This is a genomic window from Pseudocolwellia agarivorans, assembly GCF_002000085.1.
Lineage (GTDB): Bacteria > Pseudomonadota > Gammaproteobacteria > Enterobacterales > Alteromonadaceae > Pseudocolwellia > Pseudocolwellia agarivorans.
Genome location: NZ_MUZU01000003.1, coordinates 205269 through 222192 on the forward strand (window position 1 = coordinate 205269; position 16924 = coordinate 222192).

Genomic DNA, 16924 nt, shown 5'->3' on the forward strand with positions numbered 1-16924 from the left:
TATTCAGTCATAAGGTATTCAAATGTTTGGTACATACAAACGCAAGACTAAACCGCTTTTATTTCACATAAGTACAATTGTATTGTTTTTTTTACTGACCATTATTAGTTCATATTCACACGCCGAAAATAACCCCAACAATGATCATATTACGTTTACCAAACCTTGGGTAAGACTACTTCCTCCTACAGTAATGAGCACAGCAGGATACGTTGAAATAAACAATTCAAGCACCGAAGCTGATAAATTGCTAGATGTTTGGAGTTCTACTATGAATAAAGTATCTGTTCATCAAACGAAAGAAGTTGATGGCCTTTTAAAAATGTTAGAAGCCGAAAATACAACAATTCCACCTATGGGGAAATTAGTATTGCAACCAGGTGGCTATCATTTAATGTTAATGGGTATCAAAAAGCCTTTAGTAGAAAATGACACGGTTACAATTCATTTTGAATTTGAAAGAGCGGGTGTAATCAATATTAATTTTCCGGTGCTTAAAAAATAGAATACCGCAGCATGAAACGACTGAGTGTTTATTTATTTTCATTACTATTAGCGAGCTGCGGCACGTCTGATATTTACACTTCAGAAGCTGTCTCATCAACACCTCAAACAGATACATTAGTTGAAACGTCTGATATTTCTTATGATGGTAAATACACGCTTATTGCTGACGATAAGCACGTATGTTTATGGAATAACCTCACTCAAAAGCTGCAGTTAAATTGCTTAGTTGGCAAAGCAAAAGACTATATAGAAATAGTGAAAATTGCTAAAAATAATCAATACTTTATAACATCTAATCGTGTATCAGTACGTTTATATTCATTAAAAAATGGAGCATTAATTGGTGAATGGTCGCTGCAAGATCACATCATTAACGACATAGCGTTATCAAAGAATTCAGACGTAATTTTATTAGGCTTTAGAAGCGGAAAAGTGAGCGTAATTAATCCATTTACTAAAGCGATGGCAACTTATCAAAAACATAAACTTGATATTAATTCGGTGAGTATTTCTGACGATGGCATGGTGGCTTTTACAGGAGCAAGCGACAAAACGGCTAAATTTTGGAGTACATTAACAGGCGAAACTATTCATACTTTTAAGCATATGTCGCGTGTTAATCATGTTGCAATCAGTGCCGATAACAGCGTAGGTTTTTCAATTGATGGAATTAAAGACAAAAATATATGGAATTTAAAAACGGGTAAACTTATCTCTGAGCTAGATTCAATCGAACGCTTTAAGGTAATTTACGACGCTGAAATTTCCACAGACAAAACATTGTTACTTACGGCCTCGCCTAAACAAACCCTGCAACTTTGGCGTATAGCTGACGGAAGATTAATCGCACAATGGCAAACAACTCACCTTAAAAAACGTGCGTCAGTTTTAAGTGCCGCCTTTAAAGAAAATACCGTGCTAAGTAGTACTAGCGACGGTATTTTAGAAGAGTGGAAACTGCCACCTTTAGCCGTTATTAATCAACCATGAACATGGGCGGCTTTAGCTTTAAAGCCACTAATATAAACAAACACTAAACGTAATAAGAGTACGGCTAATATTATAGACGTTAAGTAAGTTAACCACAGTGGTAATACTTCATGATGTTCACCCAACATAGGAGCCACTTGAATATGGTAATGCTCAACTAAATAATCGGTTAATAAGCCAAACAGTACCGCAACACCAACAACGCCAACTAAATAAGCCACAACAGCTCTTCTACCGAGTTCATTCGCCACTATGCCTAAGGTAGCAATATTTGTTGCCGGCCCTGCTAGCATAAATACTAATACAGCTCCGGGTGATACTCCCGACAGCAACAATCCTGCAGCAATAGGTGTAGAAGCAGTAGCACAAATATACATAGGAATACTCACTAAAATAACCACTACCATAGCTAATATGCCACTACCCCACTGTAGAAAGAAATCAGCAGGTATATAAGTTTGTACCAAGGCCGCAAAAAATAACCCAACCATCAACCACTTTGCTGTATCGGCTAATAAAGTCGTACTGCTATAAACAACCGCTTGGCTAAACTTATTCCAATGACTGTTAGCTGTGAGATCGGATATGTCTGATTTAGCACAACACGATTTTTCCACAGGTTCAGGCTCTTTACTGCAACAAGATTTTTCTACAGGCTCCGATTTTTTACTACAACATGAAACACTTTCAGCTTTCTCGCTACCGCTATCTTTATGCTCTACAGGTATTATTTTCTCACTACCAACTAATACCCCCGCAACAATAGCACTACATATGGCAGCAATAGGACGAATAATCGCCATAAAAGGCCCCAACAACACATAAGATACAGATATAGAATCAACGCCCGTTTCAGGGGTAGACACTAAAAAAGCCGTAGTCGCACTTTTTGACGCTCCGGCTCGTCTTAATCCCAATGCAGCAGGTATAACGCCACAAGAACACAATGGCATTGGTGCCCCTATTAAAGCGGCTTTAACTGTTGTTAAAAAACCCTCTTTACCTAAATGTTTAAGTAAAAAATCTTTAGGTAAATACACATTAATTAAACCGGCAATAAATAAACCTAGTAACAACCAAGGCGCTGATATTAAAAATAATTGACCAAAATTAGTGAGTAATTCCATTATCATCCTCCAAGGTAGAAAGTATTGAGCAATGTGCTGCACTTTCGTTACCGCCACAACAAGCTTCAACCAATTTTTTCAACGAAGACTGAATAGCAACAAGCTCGCTTATTTTATCTTCAACCTGTTGCAGTTTGTGTTCCGTAAACGACTTAACCTCATGGCAACTATGGCTACTTTTATCTACCTGAATAGACAAAAGTTCTTGAATATCGTTTAACGTAAAGCCACATTTTTTCGCGCTAATAATAAATTGTAAACTACGTAAGTTACCGTCGTTATATAAACGATAACCCGTATCAGATCGAGAACACGGTGAAAGCAGTCCATGCTTTTCGTAATATCTTAATGTATCTGTTGTTACAGACAGTTTTTTTGCTAACTCACCTATTTGATACATAATTACTCGCCTATGTCTCAGCCCAAATTTCTATAAACTCAGGGCACTATTTGTTGATAATACACCTACTGTACACCTTAGTCTTTACTCCAAGGTCAAATGTTTTTTTACTCACAACAAAATTTACAACATAGAGAATAAGAAGAGGTATTAAATACAGGCTTTTTGAATATCAGTAATGGTACAAGAAATCGCTTTTACATTTTCATAGCCTAAGCGCTGTAACTGTTCAGCGGCAAATAAAGCTCTAACACCTGAAGCACAATGAATATAGATAGGTTGAGTTGCATCAGGATAAAGCTGCAATATTTTCATTTCTAATACCCCTCTTGGAATATTTACAGCGTCTGGCACAACACTTTCTATTATTTCAGCAGGTTCTCGCACATCGATAACAATGCCATTATTGGTTTTGCTTTCATTAAAAGCAGCACTGGCTGTTATTGTGGTAACACTTTCTTTTATGGTATCAACTAATGAAGGGATTGATTTTAACATGGTCTACTCTTTCAATTTTATGGGGTTCAACTCATTATATTAGAAAAAACTAATATAACAAGTAACAATAAATTTATGTACTTTTAAAATATGATACCCATTCTATTATTGAGATAAGTAGATGAAATAAAAATTTCCGTTATAATCAATTAAATATACACCTACCATTCAAGATAAATGTACTTATAACTTTATGCTTCCATCCCTTGTTGAAAAATTAATAGAAAGTTGTACCCGAGAAGATCACATTGACATTAAAGCCTTCTGTGAAGCTTTAGGTGTAAATATTGCCATTAGACCTAAATTAAAAAACCTCTGTGAAATACATTTAGAAGGAGAAACAGATAAACCGGTTATTTCTTTAAGCCCAACATTAGATAAAAAAACTAAATTTACCTTTGTTGCTATCGCATTAGCAGAATACATATTGACACCTGAAAGAGTGGCTCGAACCGGTATTTGCTACGACATGTTTTTTCTAGAAGATATTTACCATCAACGCCATGGCTATAGAATGTTGCTTGCTACTCGTATTGCTGTACCTAAACATTTAATCAATTTAATTAGTTCAACCAGCCCAGAAGCAGAAAAATTGATCGCTCAAGCGAATTATTTACCTAAATTTTTAAGGTGTTGTGTAAGTAATAGCTCAGCGTTGTTTTTACTGGCAAATTTTAGTGATCTGCCACAAAGTTAATACGACGAAAGTTAAGCTTTGTAAGGTATATAACGAATTCTAGGAATGATCTGTTTTAACTCACTTAACTTAAGTTTATTAAATTGAACTAAGTACTTTGATAACTCATCTCTAGAAGGAATAATATTTACACTACAAACAACAACAACGTTCTTGTACTCATCAAAATCAATTAAAGCAATGTAAGGGAAATGTTTTTTAATTTCGTGCAGAGCCAGCAATAACTGCTCATCGGTTTCGACATACATGTTTAATAGCACCACACTTTTATCTAACGTTATCGTTTTTAAGCGCTGATAAAACGCTTCGTTAAACAAAAAGCTCGGGCTTTTTTCTTCAATAAACATGTCACACAAAACAACATCATATTTAGCTTGTGTATTAGCAATAAATTGTTCTGCACTTTGGCATTGTGCGTGTACCTTTTGCGGTAATTTAAAATACCGTTTTGCAATATCAAGAACAGGTTTCGATACTTCAACAGATGTTAGTAACACACTAGGAATCGTTGCCAGTGTGCGCTCAAAAGCCGCTCCACCTAGGCCTAAGTTAAGTACTTTTAATGGCGTTTTTTTCCATAAAAGAAACAGCAACATAGATTGAGGAATAGGTAAAACAAGTTCTTCAGGATTTTGCAAACTCATTAACGACTGAACCGCTTGCCCGCCATATTCGAACCAACGGTATTCTGCGGTTTCTTTAACCGTTAGCATATGCCCATCAACATCTTGCTGATGTACTGTGGTATTTTTTTTCGCGAGTAGCTTATTTAAATCCATAGAGCTTTATAATATTAAAAATATGTAAGTTGATGTTGTCGCTATATTATTAACTATTATTCATATATTTACTTACCCTTTCAAAAAATTAATTATTATTAAAGATAGTTAAAAACAAAAAAGCACATACATATTGCTAAATTAATAACATATATACGTGCTTCTTTTAAATCAGTTGAACTCTGCTATAAACAGGATTATCTACTTTCGTGTAACTAACCACAAAGCATGCAATATCCCCGGTATATAGAAAAATATACAGAGTAAAATATTAATCAATAAATGCTTACCTGCGCCGTTATTTAAAAACACAGCTAAAGGTGGAAGTAAGATTGAAAGTATAATTAGCACTAATTTATTCATTTTTTATTATCCTATTAGTAATAAAGAAAATTCAGTAAACAACTTACCTGTAAACCCACTGAATGTAAATATAATGTTAACAACTGGTAATTTACATTATATTTACATAAACAAAACCGCTATAAAAGCGGTTTTAATAATACATCAAAAAGTTAAGAATTAATTACAGTGACTTGGCTCACGTATATAAACACCATTTAATCTTGTTCTCAATGTTGCAGATAACGATTCCAACTCAGTACAATCTACCAATGGGTTAGAATATATCTCTAAGCCGAAAACAGCACTTGTGTTTGAATCAGTCAGGCGTGTTAAAGGTGATAAATCACTCACATTATTATAATCTAAGTCTATGCTTTTTAATGATGAAAGTAATTCAAAACTGCTAATATCAGTGACATTATTACTTTCCAAATCAATTATTTGAAGATTAGTTAACGATGACAATCCGCTAATATCAGTTATATCATTATTACTCAAATCTACGATTATTAGTTTTTCATAATTACCAGAAAAATCAGCCGTTGTTAATTTGTTATTTCTTAAGTAAAGCTCCTTTAAATTCGGCATCGAAGAAAAGTCAGGTATCGTTGTTAGCGCTTGATCGTTAATAGAAATTCGATTTAATGAAGTAAGACTATTTAATGGCTCATAATCCGTAATTTTAGTTCTGGAAAAAGAAATGCTCGTTAACGCTATAAACTGCTCGATACCTGATATGTCTAAAATTTCATTCGAATAACCTGAACAATCAATACTAGTAACGCGAAATACATCAAATCGATTATTTAAGCATTGTGTAAAACCTTCATCTTTAATTAAATTCCAATCTATTGGCAGCTGAACACAATTATAATATTTTCTAATAGTCGCATTTGGATAAGCTGTAGCTAATGCATCTAAATCAGAGCATGTTATAGAGCGTCCGTAATCTAAATTAATATTAGTAAGTTTAGGTTTACCCTCTAAGTATGAAACATACTCCAACTTGTCCATATTAGTTAATTGAACATCTTTTAATTCCATTAAATCACTCAGAAATGCTAATGATGTTAGGTTGTTATTTTCTGATATTTTAAGTGTCTCTAACTGGGTTAAACCACTTAATGCATCAAAATTTTTCAGCAAAGGAATCTTACCTAAATCTAAATATTTCAAAGCTATTAGAGATGACAAAGCCGAAATATCTTCAATCGAACTATTATAATTAGATATTACAAGCTCTTCTAAGTTTATTGCTCCTTCAATACCTGTTAAAGATTTTATAAAACGATTATTTGATAATGTTAATGCTTTAAGAGAAATTAATGGAGAGAAGTCAAATAATGACTCTAGATTATTTGACGATAAGTCTAAGCTTTCAAGTAGAGCGAGTTCAGATAATCCAGAGATATCCATAAATCGATTATTTGATATATCTAATGTAGTTAAACCTGTTATTTTAGTAATTGGCGTTAAATCTAATGATGAATTACTATAAAGGTTTGCCATTTTAAGCGATGTTACCTTAGTCAAAGACGCCAAAGGTAATAACTCACTTAAGTTACGATTAGATGAAATATTAAGTTTTTTCAATTCAGTTAAGCCAGCTAATGCGCTTATATCTGACAAGCGACCATTTCCACTAATGTCCAAAGTTTCTAAGTTTTGTAATTCATTTAAAAAACTTAACGTTGATAAATCAGTTGAAACTAATGAGAGTGTTTTTAACTCTGTTAACTTAGCTAACGAATTCAAATTTTTAGGTATATTACCTGAAAGATACAACTCTTCTAACGCTGTCGCATTTTCAACAATAGATAAATCAACACTATTACTTATATTTGTTAAATGAAGCTCCTTAAGATTAGTCAAGCCCGACACTGGCGATAAATCATCGACATTTAATCGGCTTACATTTAAAGTTGTAAGTAAAGGGACATTTATTAAGGCGCTTAAATCATTGATATTATAATTATTACTAATATCTAAGCTTTCTAATAACGGCATTTTAGATAAAAACGCCAATGAATTAAAATCACTACTAACATCACTCATTTTTAATGTAGTTAATTGAGTTAGTTCGGATAAAAATGCAGTATTAGTAACCCTGATTCCGTTTAGAGTTAATTCAACTAAGTTAACCAATGAACTTAAGTTTTCAATATTTAAATACAAATATACATTACCTCGTTCAAGCGATAATTTTTCAAGATTATTTAGATTTTTGATCTCTGAAGAAATACTATTTATTCGATTAAAGCCCAAGTTAAGTTCTTTCAAGTTTTTAAGACCATAAACAGTACTTATATCTACAATTCCATTATTCGATAAATTTAAAACCTCTAAAGACGTTAATTCTGATACAGCAGAAATATCAACAAGATTCGCATTTGTTATTGATACATTCTTTAATTGTTCAAATCCTTTCAAATCTTCTAACGAAGTAATATTAACTCCGTCACAATTAATACTAGTAATAGCAACATCGTTTTTAGCATCTGCTACAAGGCAAGATTGTAAGCCACTATCTACAAACGTCATTGTATCTATAGCGTCGTAAGTATTAACTAATATATCTACTGATTTTTTAGCGGTAGCGCCATCATCATCCGTTACGGTTACTTCAAAAGATAAGGTTTCTTCTGCCGTTAATGACGGGGCATTAAAAAAAAGGGTTTTACTATCGCTTACTAGTTCTACAACAGGCGTTCCTGCTGTTTGTGACCAAACATAAGAGCTTATAGAACCATCGCTATCGCTCGCTTCAAGTTCTAAACTATAAGTACCTCTTTCATTAACCGAAGATGCAGAAACTTCAGCAATAACAGGGGCTACATTTTGAGGTGTAGGTGGAGTGGGCGGTGTTGATGGGGTATCTTCACCACCGCCGCCACAACCGTATAAACTAAGTGCTAAACAACTTAAAAGAAGACCTTTGGCAGGCTGAAAACTCATTAAAATATCCTTTTATCAAATAACAATATGCAAAAGAATATGAAAATTATAACGAAAGAGTTCATTCCTTTGCCTCATGGCGCGCAATTCTATAGTGCTGAGCCATTAAATACAATTTTCCTTATAATACTTTACTCATATAAAGCCCATAAAAACTAAACGTTAAATTTCCCTCTATCACGTAAAAACACATTTAAAAGTTTGGCTAAACTCCGTACTATAGTAAAAAACAATACTTAAACCTTATGACTGCAGAACGATTTATTCCTTTTACTAAGCAAGATGTTATTACTTTATGTACGCGTGAAATCACTGAAAGTACTTCTTATGATGTTGATTCATTCACACAGGTATGCCAAATATTATCTAGCTTGCTGCATTTCCAATACCACGACTTACTTGAAAACCTTAAACGTTCATATACACCATTCGATCCCAATGCAGATACGCGCCAGCTTATTACTTTATCTGACAGTCAAATTGCGGAGCATCAACAAAGCTTTGCCGAAAATTTTGAAAAAGTATTAAACGCCGCGAATTTTGAAAAAATAACAGAAGCTGATATTCAAGCGGCGTTAAATGAAGAGTCGTTATTTAAAGTGAGGCTTGAAGTTGCTTTCGACGACTTTGACGAAATTGTGTTTTATCGCCGTGGCGAATCTCAAAAAACTGAAGTGCTACGCCAATTTTTTGGGCTAAAGAAAAAGTCACTCACTTTCACCAATTACGACCGAGTTGCTGTTTATATAAAATTTAAAGGCAAAGAACACTTTATCAATAAACAATTACCCATAGGTTTTGAAGCGGGTGCAACGGTGATCAAGTTATTTCAAAATGTACCTAAAGCTGATTTAGAAATGCTATTTCCTAATAGTGAAATACGTATGCGCCCTATCGATAAAGTGATTATTGGCGCTTCAGCTATTGTTGGCGGTGCTGTAGTATTAATTACTAAATTAGGTGCGTCACTCATTTTACTGGCAACACTCTTCGCTTTTTGGATAGGTATGAGTGATGAGTCGGTAGAAATTAACCAAAAACAACTTATCGCGCTAGCTTTAGGCATGGGTGTATTTGGTAGTTTTATTTTTAAAGAATGGAGTAAATTTAAGAATCGAAAAATTAAATTTATGAAGGCCCTTGCTGATAACTTGTATTACAAAAATTTAGATAATAACGCTGGTGTATTTCATACCTTAGTGAACGAAGCCGAAGAAGAAGACTTTAAAGAAGCCCTTATCGCTTACACCTTTTTATTAAAGCATCCAAATGGGCTAACAGAACAAGCGTTAGATCACGAAATAGAAGCTTGGTTTAAAAATAAATATCAATGTACTTTAGATTTTGAAGTGGATGATGCTTTAGGTAAATTAGAAAAGTTAGGCTTAGTTTTATCACAAGAAAACGTTTATCAAGCTATTGATGTAAACTCGTCAAAAATTGTATTAGATCAACATTGGGATAAAATTTTTCAATATTAACAACCCCTGATTTACCTTCATTACAATTGATTACATTCATTATCAATTAACAACAGAATCTATTCTCTCCCTCACTATAATTAACTCACTTTCTTTATTGTTGATTACTGATGAGGGCAACACAATGAAACACCATTCTGCAATAACATTAGGGATAATTTTCTTATGTTTAAGCGCATGCGATAACGATATTATTGATTTAAAAGATGAACGACATGTGCGTGTATATCAAGACGATAAAGCCATTGCCTGCCAAGATACCGGACAGATTTCACTAGCAACTCATGGTGAACTATTGGTTGACAAAAATATTGAAATTCATTGTTCTCAGAAGGGGCACGATGGAATGAATTACACTGAATCATGCGGTTCAGAAACTGGTTCAATTAATATATTTACCATACACGCAAAAGACCTACACACAGCAGAGTCTTTAGGTTTTTCGCAACTATCTGACTTACCAGACGCTCAACTAGATAAACAGTGTGAATTTAAAGTAATTTCAGACGTAAGAAAGTATGGTTTAATCAACCAATTACGTGATAAGTACGCTATATGGAAAGCCAAAAAAGCCCCAGATTATCAGTTTGAATTTAATATGAACTTCAGTGATTGCCCCAGCTTTGCCCCTACGCCTAATGTAAAAATAACAGTAAGTAACAACACAATAGACACAGTCTACGATCTTGATAACGAAACATTTCTTACAGATATTAATCATTACATGACCATTGATGAGTTATTTAAAACACTTAATTTACAGTTAGAACTCACACCAATTGAGGCAGGCTTAAACGCGAATACACCTAAGTTAGCGCCTGTGTTTCATGACTTAGGTGCACCAAAACAATACTTTATCGATTCAGGCGGAGAAGACTGCGATGCCGTTAATTACGCTATCAGCCATGTAATACTCCCGGAGAATTAATACTGCAATTTTTGAGATTTCCATGAATTGCCTAATCGTTGGCACCGAACACTACCTTTCTTTACTTAGTGTTCGGTTTTTTATGCTAAATTTCCTTAGGATATTGTCCAAACAGCGTATAAAAATCATGAGAAAATCGCCCAATATTCACAATTCCATATTTAGAAACCACCTCTTTAATCGTACATTGTTGCCTATGTATTAATTCTCTACGGATCAAATGCATTCGGCGAATTTTTAAATATCGCTGCGGCGAAATGCCAATAATTGAGTTAAAGGCGTATTCTAAACTGCGTAAGCTACAATGAGAAAAATCCAGTATACGCGGAATAGGAATATTAACATTAGGCTCTGAATCGATATAATTAATAGCCCTTTGCACAATAACCAATCGATGGTTAAAACAGGGCTGTGGGATAAGTTTGTTTGAATTTATTTCTAATAATTGACATATCATTACAGATAATTGTTCTTCAATGTCAATTAACGATTGTTGGCTAAACACTTCTCTTTGATGAAAAATTTGAATGATGTAACGATACAGCTCTATTTTTATTCTTTTCATTTTACAAAATTCTATTTTGCCATCGCGGATCAACGTCAGCCCATCAAGTAATTGACTTACCTTCTCTTCACCTAGGTAGCTGATTAAATGATTTTTTGATACGCCAATTGTTGCAATTGTACGTGCACAATAAGATCGCGTGTAAACATACTCACCAGGACCAATAATATTAAGTGCGTTGATATGCACACATACTCCATTAATAATGTGCAATGGCCCTTCAATACGTAACGGTATTACAAATTCGTCATCGGAAAATTTCCCTTTATGTAAAATAGTACATTCGTTTTTACTTTGGATCGATAAACGTATATTCGGTAAAAGAAAACAAGACGTTTTACCTTTATAGAGTCCATTAGACAGTTGTAATACTTCGAGTGTTTGTACGTTAAGTTGCTGCAACATCTCTTGATAACTTTCAATTGAGTTGTTTTCAAATGTAATAATCATCTAACCATACCTGGTATCATCCCTTAAATTTAAAGCTCCTGATCATTTAAAATTCTATTTAAACTGTAATTTTTAACGCCTCATTCGAAAATTTTGATGCTTTGTCAAACGTTTTAATTATTTTGTCCATGTTCCAGCAATACTCTCGAGAGAGACTGCTAACATCAAACCATTTGTTTTTTTCTATCATCTTACAAATCAATAATAAGTTCCCCACTACACCTTGGTGATATAACAATGATCGTGCGCAGTCTGATGATAAATTAAATTCAAAAAGTAACGTTTCAAAATCGGTTTCTAACATAACATCCAGTAATGAAATCAACCCCACTAAGTAACCAATATCGGTATATTCACCATGCTCTTCATTAAGCATTTCAATAATAAATTGCGCTCTAGCTAAACTAATAATAGAGAGTTTCGAGATGTTTTTTTCTACGGGGTTGGTCATCACCATAAGCATAAGGAATTGCTTAATCGCATCTTCCCCTATGTAAGTAATAGCCTGACTTATTGAGCTAAAACTAATATTTTTATCTTTTAATAAATTATTTGCGATCCTCAATAATCGCGTGGTTAAACCGACATCTTTTGCTATTTTTTGATAAATAAGAGGAAAGTTAAGCCGTTTATTATTTGCTAAGTTACTCAGTTCAATCATGATGTTTTGAGAGGGAACAATGTTGTTTAATTTCAACATTTCAGGCTTTTCAAAAAAGAATCCTTGAAAATAATCACATCCCGCATTTTTCAGTTGGCGAAAGGTGTTCTCATTTTCAATTCTCTCGACAATAATTTTTTTATTGGGATATTTGTATTTCAACTTTTTAATCTTAAAAAGCGTACGAATAAGAGGCTCTTCAACCTCTAATTTAATAAAGTCGACATCGCCTAAAATACCATCCCATTTTTCTGTACCATCGTAATCGTCTAAAGCAAATTTAACATGCTTCTTTTTTAAATCTTTAATCGCTCGATGAACTTCCACAATATTTTGAGTACGCTCAACAATTTCAACAACAAGATTATCAATGTTCAAGGTGGCTGCTATATAATTTAAAGAGTAATAATTAGACGTATTAATAAAAATCAACGCACCGTTAGATATACGCTCTATCTCTTGTACTAATAAAGAATTAAAAAGTAAGCGGCTTGTCGCAACGCTATCGTTTATATATGAAGGGAAAAAGTTGTTTTCAGAGTTTCTGTACAGAAGTTCATAAGCGAACACATTTTTTTTATTATCAACAATTCGATGTCTAGCAATATACTGAGTATCTAAGCAGCAAGTAAAATTCAGTGGATCTTCCATTATCAGCTAATAATTAAAATGAATATGTTGATTAATTACACCATATTTAATTATTGGATCATTTAAAAAAGACTCGTCTGATGCAAATGTTGCGTATACTGTATATTTTATGCCATTTTTCCACCTACAAAAGAACAAAAAACACACAAAAACAAAATATTTTTTTACAAAATAATGGTTTACTTTTTGGTTTCTTTTAATGCCATTTTAAAACCTAACTTTATTTTACTTTTCAGTTAGTTAAAACCTATAAAACTGATAACAACTTATTTACATTGTTAACATTATTACGCTATAAGTCTATTTTTATTTTAAAGTGTTTTATCAAATAAGTTAGGCCTAATACTGAACAGTATTAGGCCCTAGATTTAGACATAAAGATATGAGTAGCAAAATCTAAGGAATACGCGTACTTTTTTATAACGTTATCAACACTCCAGTCGTATTCTTTACAAAGCTTATTCACATCAAACCACTTATGATTTTCCATCATTTTACAAATTAACAATAAATTGCCTAAAACACCGTGATGATCGAGTAAAGCTCGCATAACATCTGAAGGTAAATGCAGTTGAAAAACAATAGATTCTATATCTTCGTCTAACATACAATCTAACAAAGAAAGCAGGCCAACTAAGTAGCCACTACCTCTATACTTTACGCCTTTTGATTTAAGCATAGCCGATATAAAGTGAGCTCGGGTTAAGCTTATAACAGATAAAGGCTTACTATTCTCACGACTTAATTCTTGCATCAAGGTGATCAAAATAACCTTTCTTAGCACGCTTTCACCAAGAAGAGTTACCATTTGTTTATAGCTTGTAAATTCAACTTTCTTCTTTTTAAAAAATACATTTAAAAAGTAATAAAATGGCTTAATTAAACCTTTATCTTGTATACATTTTTCGAACAATAATAAGAAGGGTATTTGTTTATCTAACACCGTTATAATTAATGCGAGGTCTACCATATTAGATTGGTTTTCATCTTTCGTCTTTTTAAACAATTGACGTGATACCTGCTTGCCTTGAAAATAATCACAGCCCTCTTCCTTTAACTGTTCCAAAGTATTTTCACTATCAATATGAGAAATAATAATCTTACTTTCTGGATACTGATGCTTTACTTTTTTTATTTTTAATAGCGTTCTAATGGTGGGGATTTCGGCTTTAAATTTAACAAAGGTTAAATCATGAAGTAGATCATTTACGTGACAACCTTTACCAAGCTGAACAGCGGGTATTTTTAGGCGAACGATTGAATCACCAAAAGACCCAAAGTTATTTATAAACTCAATCTCTTCTACTATTCTCTTTGCAACATTATGTTCTGTTGTAAATGTACACACAGGTAAACGAGTAAAAATTAAAATATGCTCAGGGATCTTTTCAATTTCATCAATAAATAACTTATTAATATACTCACGATGTTTTGAATTTAATAACACCGGTAGCGACTGCATTTTAGTATTAGAGTAGGTAACAAATAACTCGTAAGCAAAAACATTTTGGTAATGATCAACTATGGGTTCGCGAGTAATCTTCGGTGGTTTTATGGGAGCATCAGGAGAGATTAATTCAGAGTTCATCCGCAAGCTTTAGATTAGACATCATGTTTTATCAGACGGTTATCTTAATCTGCATCAAAACAAATCTGCTGTTGATTTCGTAAACAAATTATATCGCGTATAGTCTGGGTAAAATACGCTAATTACATTAAATTACAATTTAACCTATAAGCTTATATTGTAAGTCGTATACTAAATAACAGTATTGATAAAAGCTTTTAGTCGTTTACTATATCACCTTCATAAAAAGCATAATCCACAGGTATAACATGAAATCATTTGTTTTAGGTATCACCTTACTTTTCACCACTGCATATAGCTATACAATACAAGCTAACGAAATGGATACAGTAACGATTAAAACTCAGTCTGTGGCAGGCGATGTATACATGCTAGAAGGCGCCGGTGGAAATATTGGTGTATTAGCAACCCCAGACGGTTTGCTTTTGGTTGATGATCAATTTAAACCTTTAGCGGATAAAATTGAATCAGCTATGCAGAGCATTGTTGATAAACCTTTAAAGTATATTGTTAATACACATTTTCATGGCGATCATACTGGCAGTAATAGCTACTTCTCACATCATGCGCCTATATTTGCTCATCATAATGTCAGAAAGCGTTTATCGAGTAAAAGCGATCATGACCATGCCGCTCTCCCAGTTGTTACTTATGAAAACGGTATTACCATTCACTTAAGTGACGAAACAATTGAGTTATCTCACTACCCTAGCGGACATACCGATGGCGACACAGTCGTGTATTTTAAAAAAGCGAATGTATTACATATGGGTGACTTATTTTTTCAAGGTCGATTCCCATTTATAGATTTAAACAATGGTGGTTCGGTTAAAGGTTACTTGGCCAATGCAAAAAGTATTTTGAGTACCTTTCCTAGTACAACTAAAATTATTCCAGGTCATGGTAATTTAACAGATATGAATGGTTTAAAAGACTTAATAGCCATGCTTGAATTTAGTATTAGCCGTGTAGAAAAAGCGGTTGCAAACAAACTCAGCTTAGAACAAGTGATAAAACAAGGCATTGGTGAAAAGTATAAAAGTTTAGATTGGAATTTCATCACCGAAGAAAAATGGCTTACTACCTTATACACTGATTTAAAATAAAACCGCTTGTTTCGAACTTATACCAATTAACTACAGGCGATCAACTCGTTCGCCTGTTTAACTCAGCTCACAAACACTAAACCACAGTTAAATCGCAAGTAATTTAAACTCATCAACCAGAAAATCAATAAACTTTCTTAATAACATAGGCATATGTTCACGCGAACGATAAACACCGTGTATGTCTAAAGCAACACAGTCGTATTTAGGTAATATTTCGACTAACTCACCTTTTGCTATATGTTTCGATACTGAAGATAAAGGTAGCATGGCAATACCTGCATTTACCAATACAGCTTGTAACAACACGCTTGATTCGTTCGCATAAAAATTCCCCTGCACAGGGACACTTTCAACTTGACCGTTTACCAGTAACTTCCAGTGTGCATTACCAAAGTATGAATATGTTAAACAATTGTGTTTACTTATATCTTCTAGTGTTTTAATAGGGAGATTTTGCTTTATATACTCAGGCGTTGCACACAATTTAGAATGGCATTGCCCCAACTTACGGGCAATTAGGTTAGGATCTAAATCGTTACTAATACGAATAGCTAAATCGATTCTGTCTTCAATCAAATTAATGGTTTGATTGCTCACGTGTAAATCTAAAACCACTTTAGGATAAAGAACTAAAAATTTTTGCACCATCACCGCTAACACTTCTTCAGCTAAAAACTGAGAAGCACTTACGCGCAATACTCCGGTTATTTCTTTGTCTTTAGAAAGGGCTATATTTTCAATATTATCGGCAATTGCTAGCACTTGCTGACACTGGGCTAAGATTTGTTCACCTGCCGAAGTTAACGTAATACTACGAGTAGAGCGATGAAATAGCCTTGCGCCAGCCCAATCTTCCATCTCTTTTAAATAGCGAGTCACCATAGAGCGCGACATATCTAATGCTGTTGCGGCTGATGTCATACTGCCTTGTTCAACAATCGTTATAAACACTTTAGCCGACGTTATTCTATCCACAACTACCCCGTTATTTATACTTTATATTAAATTGATTTTACCGTTACTTCTCCGATTTAAGAAACAATAACACGGTTTAAAATACGCATTAGTCACGATTTGATAATAAAAAACCCGAATATACTTTCATATATTCAGGTTTTACTTAAAGTAAGTATTAATAACTCATTTTAGCTGTTCATAGTTCACTACATATTGTTTAGCTATGCCTTGTTGAA

The 16924-nt window shown here is 33.6% G+C and carries 16 protein-coding genes; 6 read left to right on the forward strand and 10 right to left on the reverse strand.

Annotated features, from left to right (window positions below; translation table 11 throughout):
* The first annotated feature begins 22 nt into the window (after positions 1–22).
* Together B0X80_RS06570 and B0X80_RS06575 are read left to right on the forward strand one after the other, a co-directional pair.
* Positions 23–505 carry a copper chaperone PCu(A)C gene (locus B0X80_RS06570; protein ID WP_077339042.1) on the forward strand — a complete coding sequence of 161 codons (483 nt, stop codon included), beginning with the start codon at positions 23–25 and terminating at the stop codon, positions 503–505.
* Between the two features lie 11 nt (positions 506–516).
* The gene (locus B0X80_RS06575) at positions 517–1497 is read left to right on the forward strand and encodes a WD40 repeat domain-containing protein (RefSeq protein ID WP_077339043.1); all 981 of its coding nucleotides are present in this window, start codon (positions 517–519) and stop codon (positions 1495–1497) included.
* Here B0X80_RS06575 and B0X80_RS06580 read toward each other — a convergent pair.
* The 3 genes from B0X80_RS06580 to B0X80_RS06590 form a co-directional block, all read right to left on the reverse strand.
* Complete coding sequence (locus B0X80_RS06580) at positions 1488–2624, reverse strand: SO_0444 family Cu/Zn efflux transporter (protein WP_175623889.1); 1137 nt, start codon at positions 2622–2624, stop codon at positions 1488–1490. The two genes, B0X80_RS06575 and B0X80_RS06580, sit on opposite strands and share 10 nt — an antisense overlap.
* Complete coding sequence (gene zntR / locus B0X80_RS06585) at positions 2608–3024, reverse strand: Zn(2+)-responsive transcriptional regulator (protein WP_077339044.1); 417 nt, start codon at positions 3022–3024, stop codon at positions 2608–2610. Before zntR ends, B0X80_RS06580 begins: the two co-directional genes overlap by 17 nt.
* A gap of 150 nt (positions 3025–3174) precedes the next feature.
* On the reverse strand, positions 3175–3522 hold the full coding sequence (locus tag B0X80_RS06590) for a rhodanese-like domain-containing protein (RefSeq protein ID WP_077339045.1): 348 nt from the start codon (positions 3520–3522) through the stop codon (positions 3175–3177).
* A gap of 193 nt (positions 3523–3715) precedes the next feature.
* Between B0X80_RS06590 and B0X80_RS06595 the strand changes: the two genes are divergently transcribed.
* The gene (locus B0X80_RS06595; protein WP_077339046.1) at positions 3716–4219 is read left to right on the forward strand and encodes a hypothetical protein; all 504 of its coding nucleotides are present in this window, start codon (positions 3716–3718) and stop codon (positions 4217–4219) included.
* Positions 4220–4230: 11 nt separating this feature from the next.
* Here B0X80_RS06595 and B0X80_RS06600 read toward each other — a convergent pair whose 3' ends face one another.
* From B0X80_RS06600 to B0X80_RS06610, 3 genes are all read right to left on the reverse strand, one after another.
* The gene (locus tag B0X80_RS06600) at positions 4231–4998 is read right to left on the reverse strand and encodes a class I SAM-dependent methyltransferase (RefSeq protein ID WP_077339047.1); all 768 of its coding nucleotides are present in this window, start codon (positions 4996–4998) and stop codon (positions 4231–4233) included.
* 201 nt (positions 4999–5199) lie between these two features.
* The gene (locus B0X80_RS06605; RefSeq protein WP_076417636.1) at positions 5200–5361 is read right to left on the reverse strand and encodes a YqaE/Pmp3 family membrane protein; all 162 of its coding nucleotides are present in this window, start codon (positions 5359–5361) and stop codon (positions 5200–5202) included.
* Between the two features lie 159 nt (positions 5362–5520).
* The gene (locus tag B0X80_RS06610; protein WP_077339048.1) at positions 5521–8298 is read right to left on the reverse strand and encodes a leucine-rich repeat domain-containing protein; all 2778 of its coding nucleotides are present in this window, start codon (positions 8296–8298) and stop codon (positions 5521–5523) included.
* A 245-nt stretch (positions 8299–8543) separates the two neighbouring features.
* Here B0X80_RS06610 and B0X80_RS06615 point away from each other — a divergent pair, with 245 nt between their 5' ends.
* The gene (locus B0X80_RS06615) at positions 8544–9779 is read left to right on the forward strand and encodes a TMEM143 family protein (RefSeq protein WP_077339049.1); all 1236 of its coding nucleotides are present in this window, start codon (positions 8544–8546) and stop codon (positions 9777–9779) included.
* A 124-nt stretch (positions 9780–9903) separates the two neighbouring features.
* Positions 9904–10707 carry a DUF6174 domain-containing protein gene (locus tag B0X80_RS06620; RefSeq protein ID WP_077339050.1) on the forward strand — a complete coding sequence of 268 codons (804 nt, stop codon included), beginning with the start codon at positions 9904–9906 and terminating at the stop codon, positions 10705–10707.
* An 85-nt stretch (positions 10708–10792) separates the two neighbouring features.
* Here B0X80_RS06620 and B0X80_RS06625 read toward each other — a convergent pair whose 3' ends face one another.
* The 3 genes from B0X80_RS06625 to B0X80_RS06635 form a co-directional block, all read right to left on the reverse strand.
* Positions 10793–11722, reverse strand: a complete 930-nt coding sequence (locus B0X80_RS06625; RefSeq protein WP_077339051.1) for a helix-turn-helix domain-containing protein — start codon at positions 11720–11722, stop codon at positions 10793–10795.
* Between the two features lie 58 nt (positions 11723–11780).
* The gene (locus tag B0X80_RS06630) at positions 11781–13034 is read right to left on the reverse strand and encodes an EAL and HDOD domain-containing protein (RefSeq protein ID WP_077339052.1); all 1254 of its coding nucleotides are present in this window, start codon (positions 13032–13034) and stop codon (positions 11781–11783) included.
* A gap of 355 nt (positions 13035–13389) precedes the next feature.
* Complete coding sequence (locus tag B0X80_RS06635) at positions 13390–14622, reverse strand: YuxH family protein (RefSeq protein WP_077339053.1); 1233 nt, start codon at positions 14620–14622, stop codon at positions 13390–13392.
* Between the two features lie 248 nt (positions 14623–14870).
* Here B0X80_RS06635 and B0X80_RS06640 point away from each other — a divergent pair, with 248 nt between their 5' ends.
* Positions 14871–15728 carry an MBL fold metallo-hydrolase gene (locus tag B0X80_RS06640; RefSeq protein ID WP_077339054.1) on the forward strand — a complete coding sequence of 286 codons (858 nt, stop codon included), beginning with the start codon at positions 14871–14873 and terminating at the stop codon, positions 15726–15728.
* A gap of 87 nt (positions 15729–15815) precedes the next feature.
* Here B0X80_RS06640 and B0X80_RS06645 read toward each other — a convergent pair whose 3' ends face one another.
* Positions 15816–16706, reverse strand: a complete 891-nt coding sequence (locus B0X80_RS06645) for a LysR family transcriptional regulator (RefSeq protein ID WP_077339055.1) — start codon at positions 16704–16706, stop codon at positions 15816–15818.
* Positions 16707–16924 lie beyond the last annotated feature (218 nt).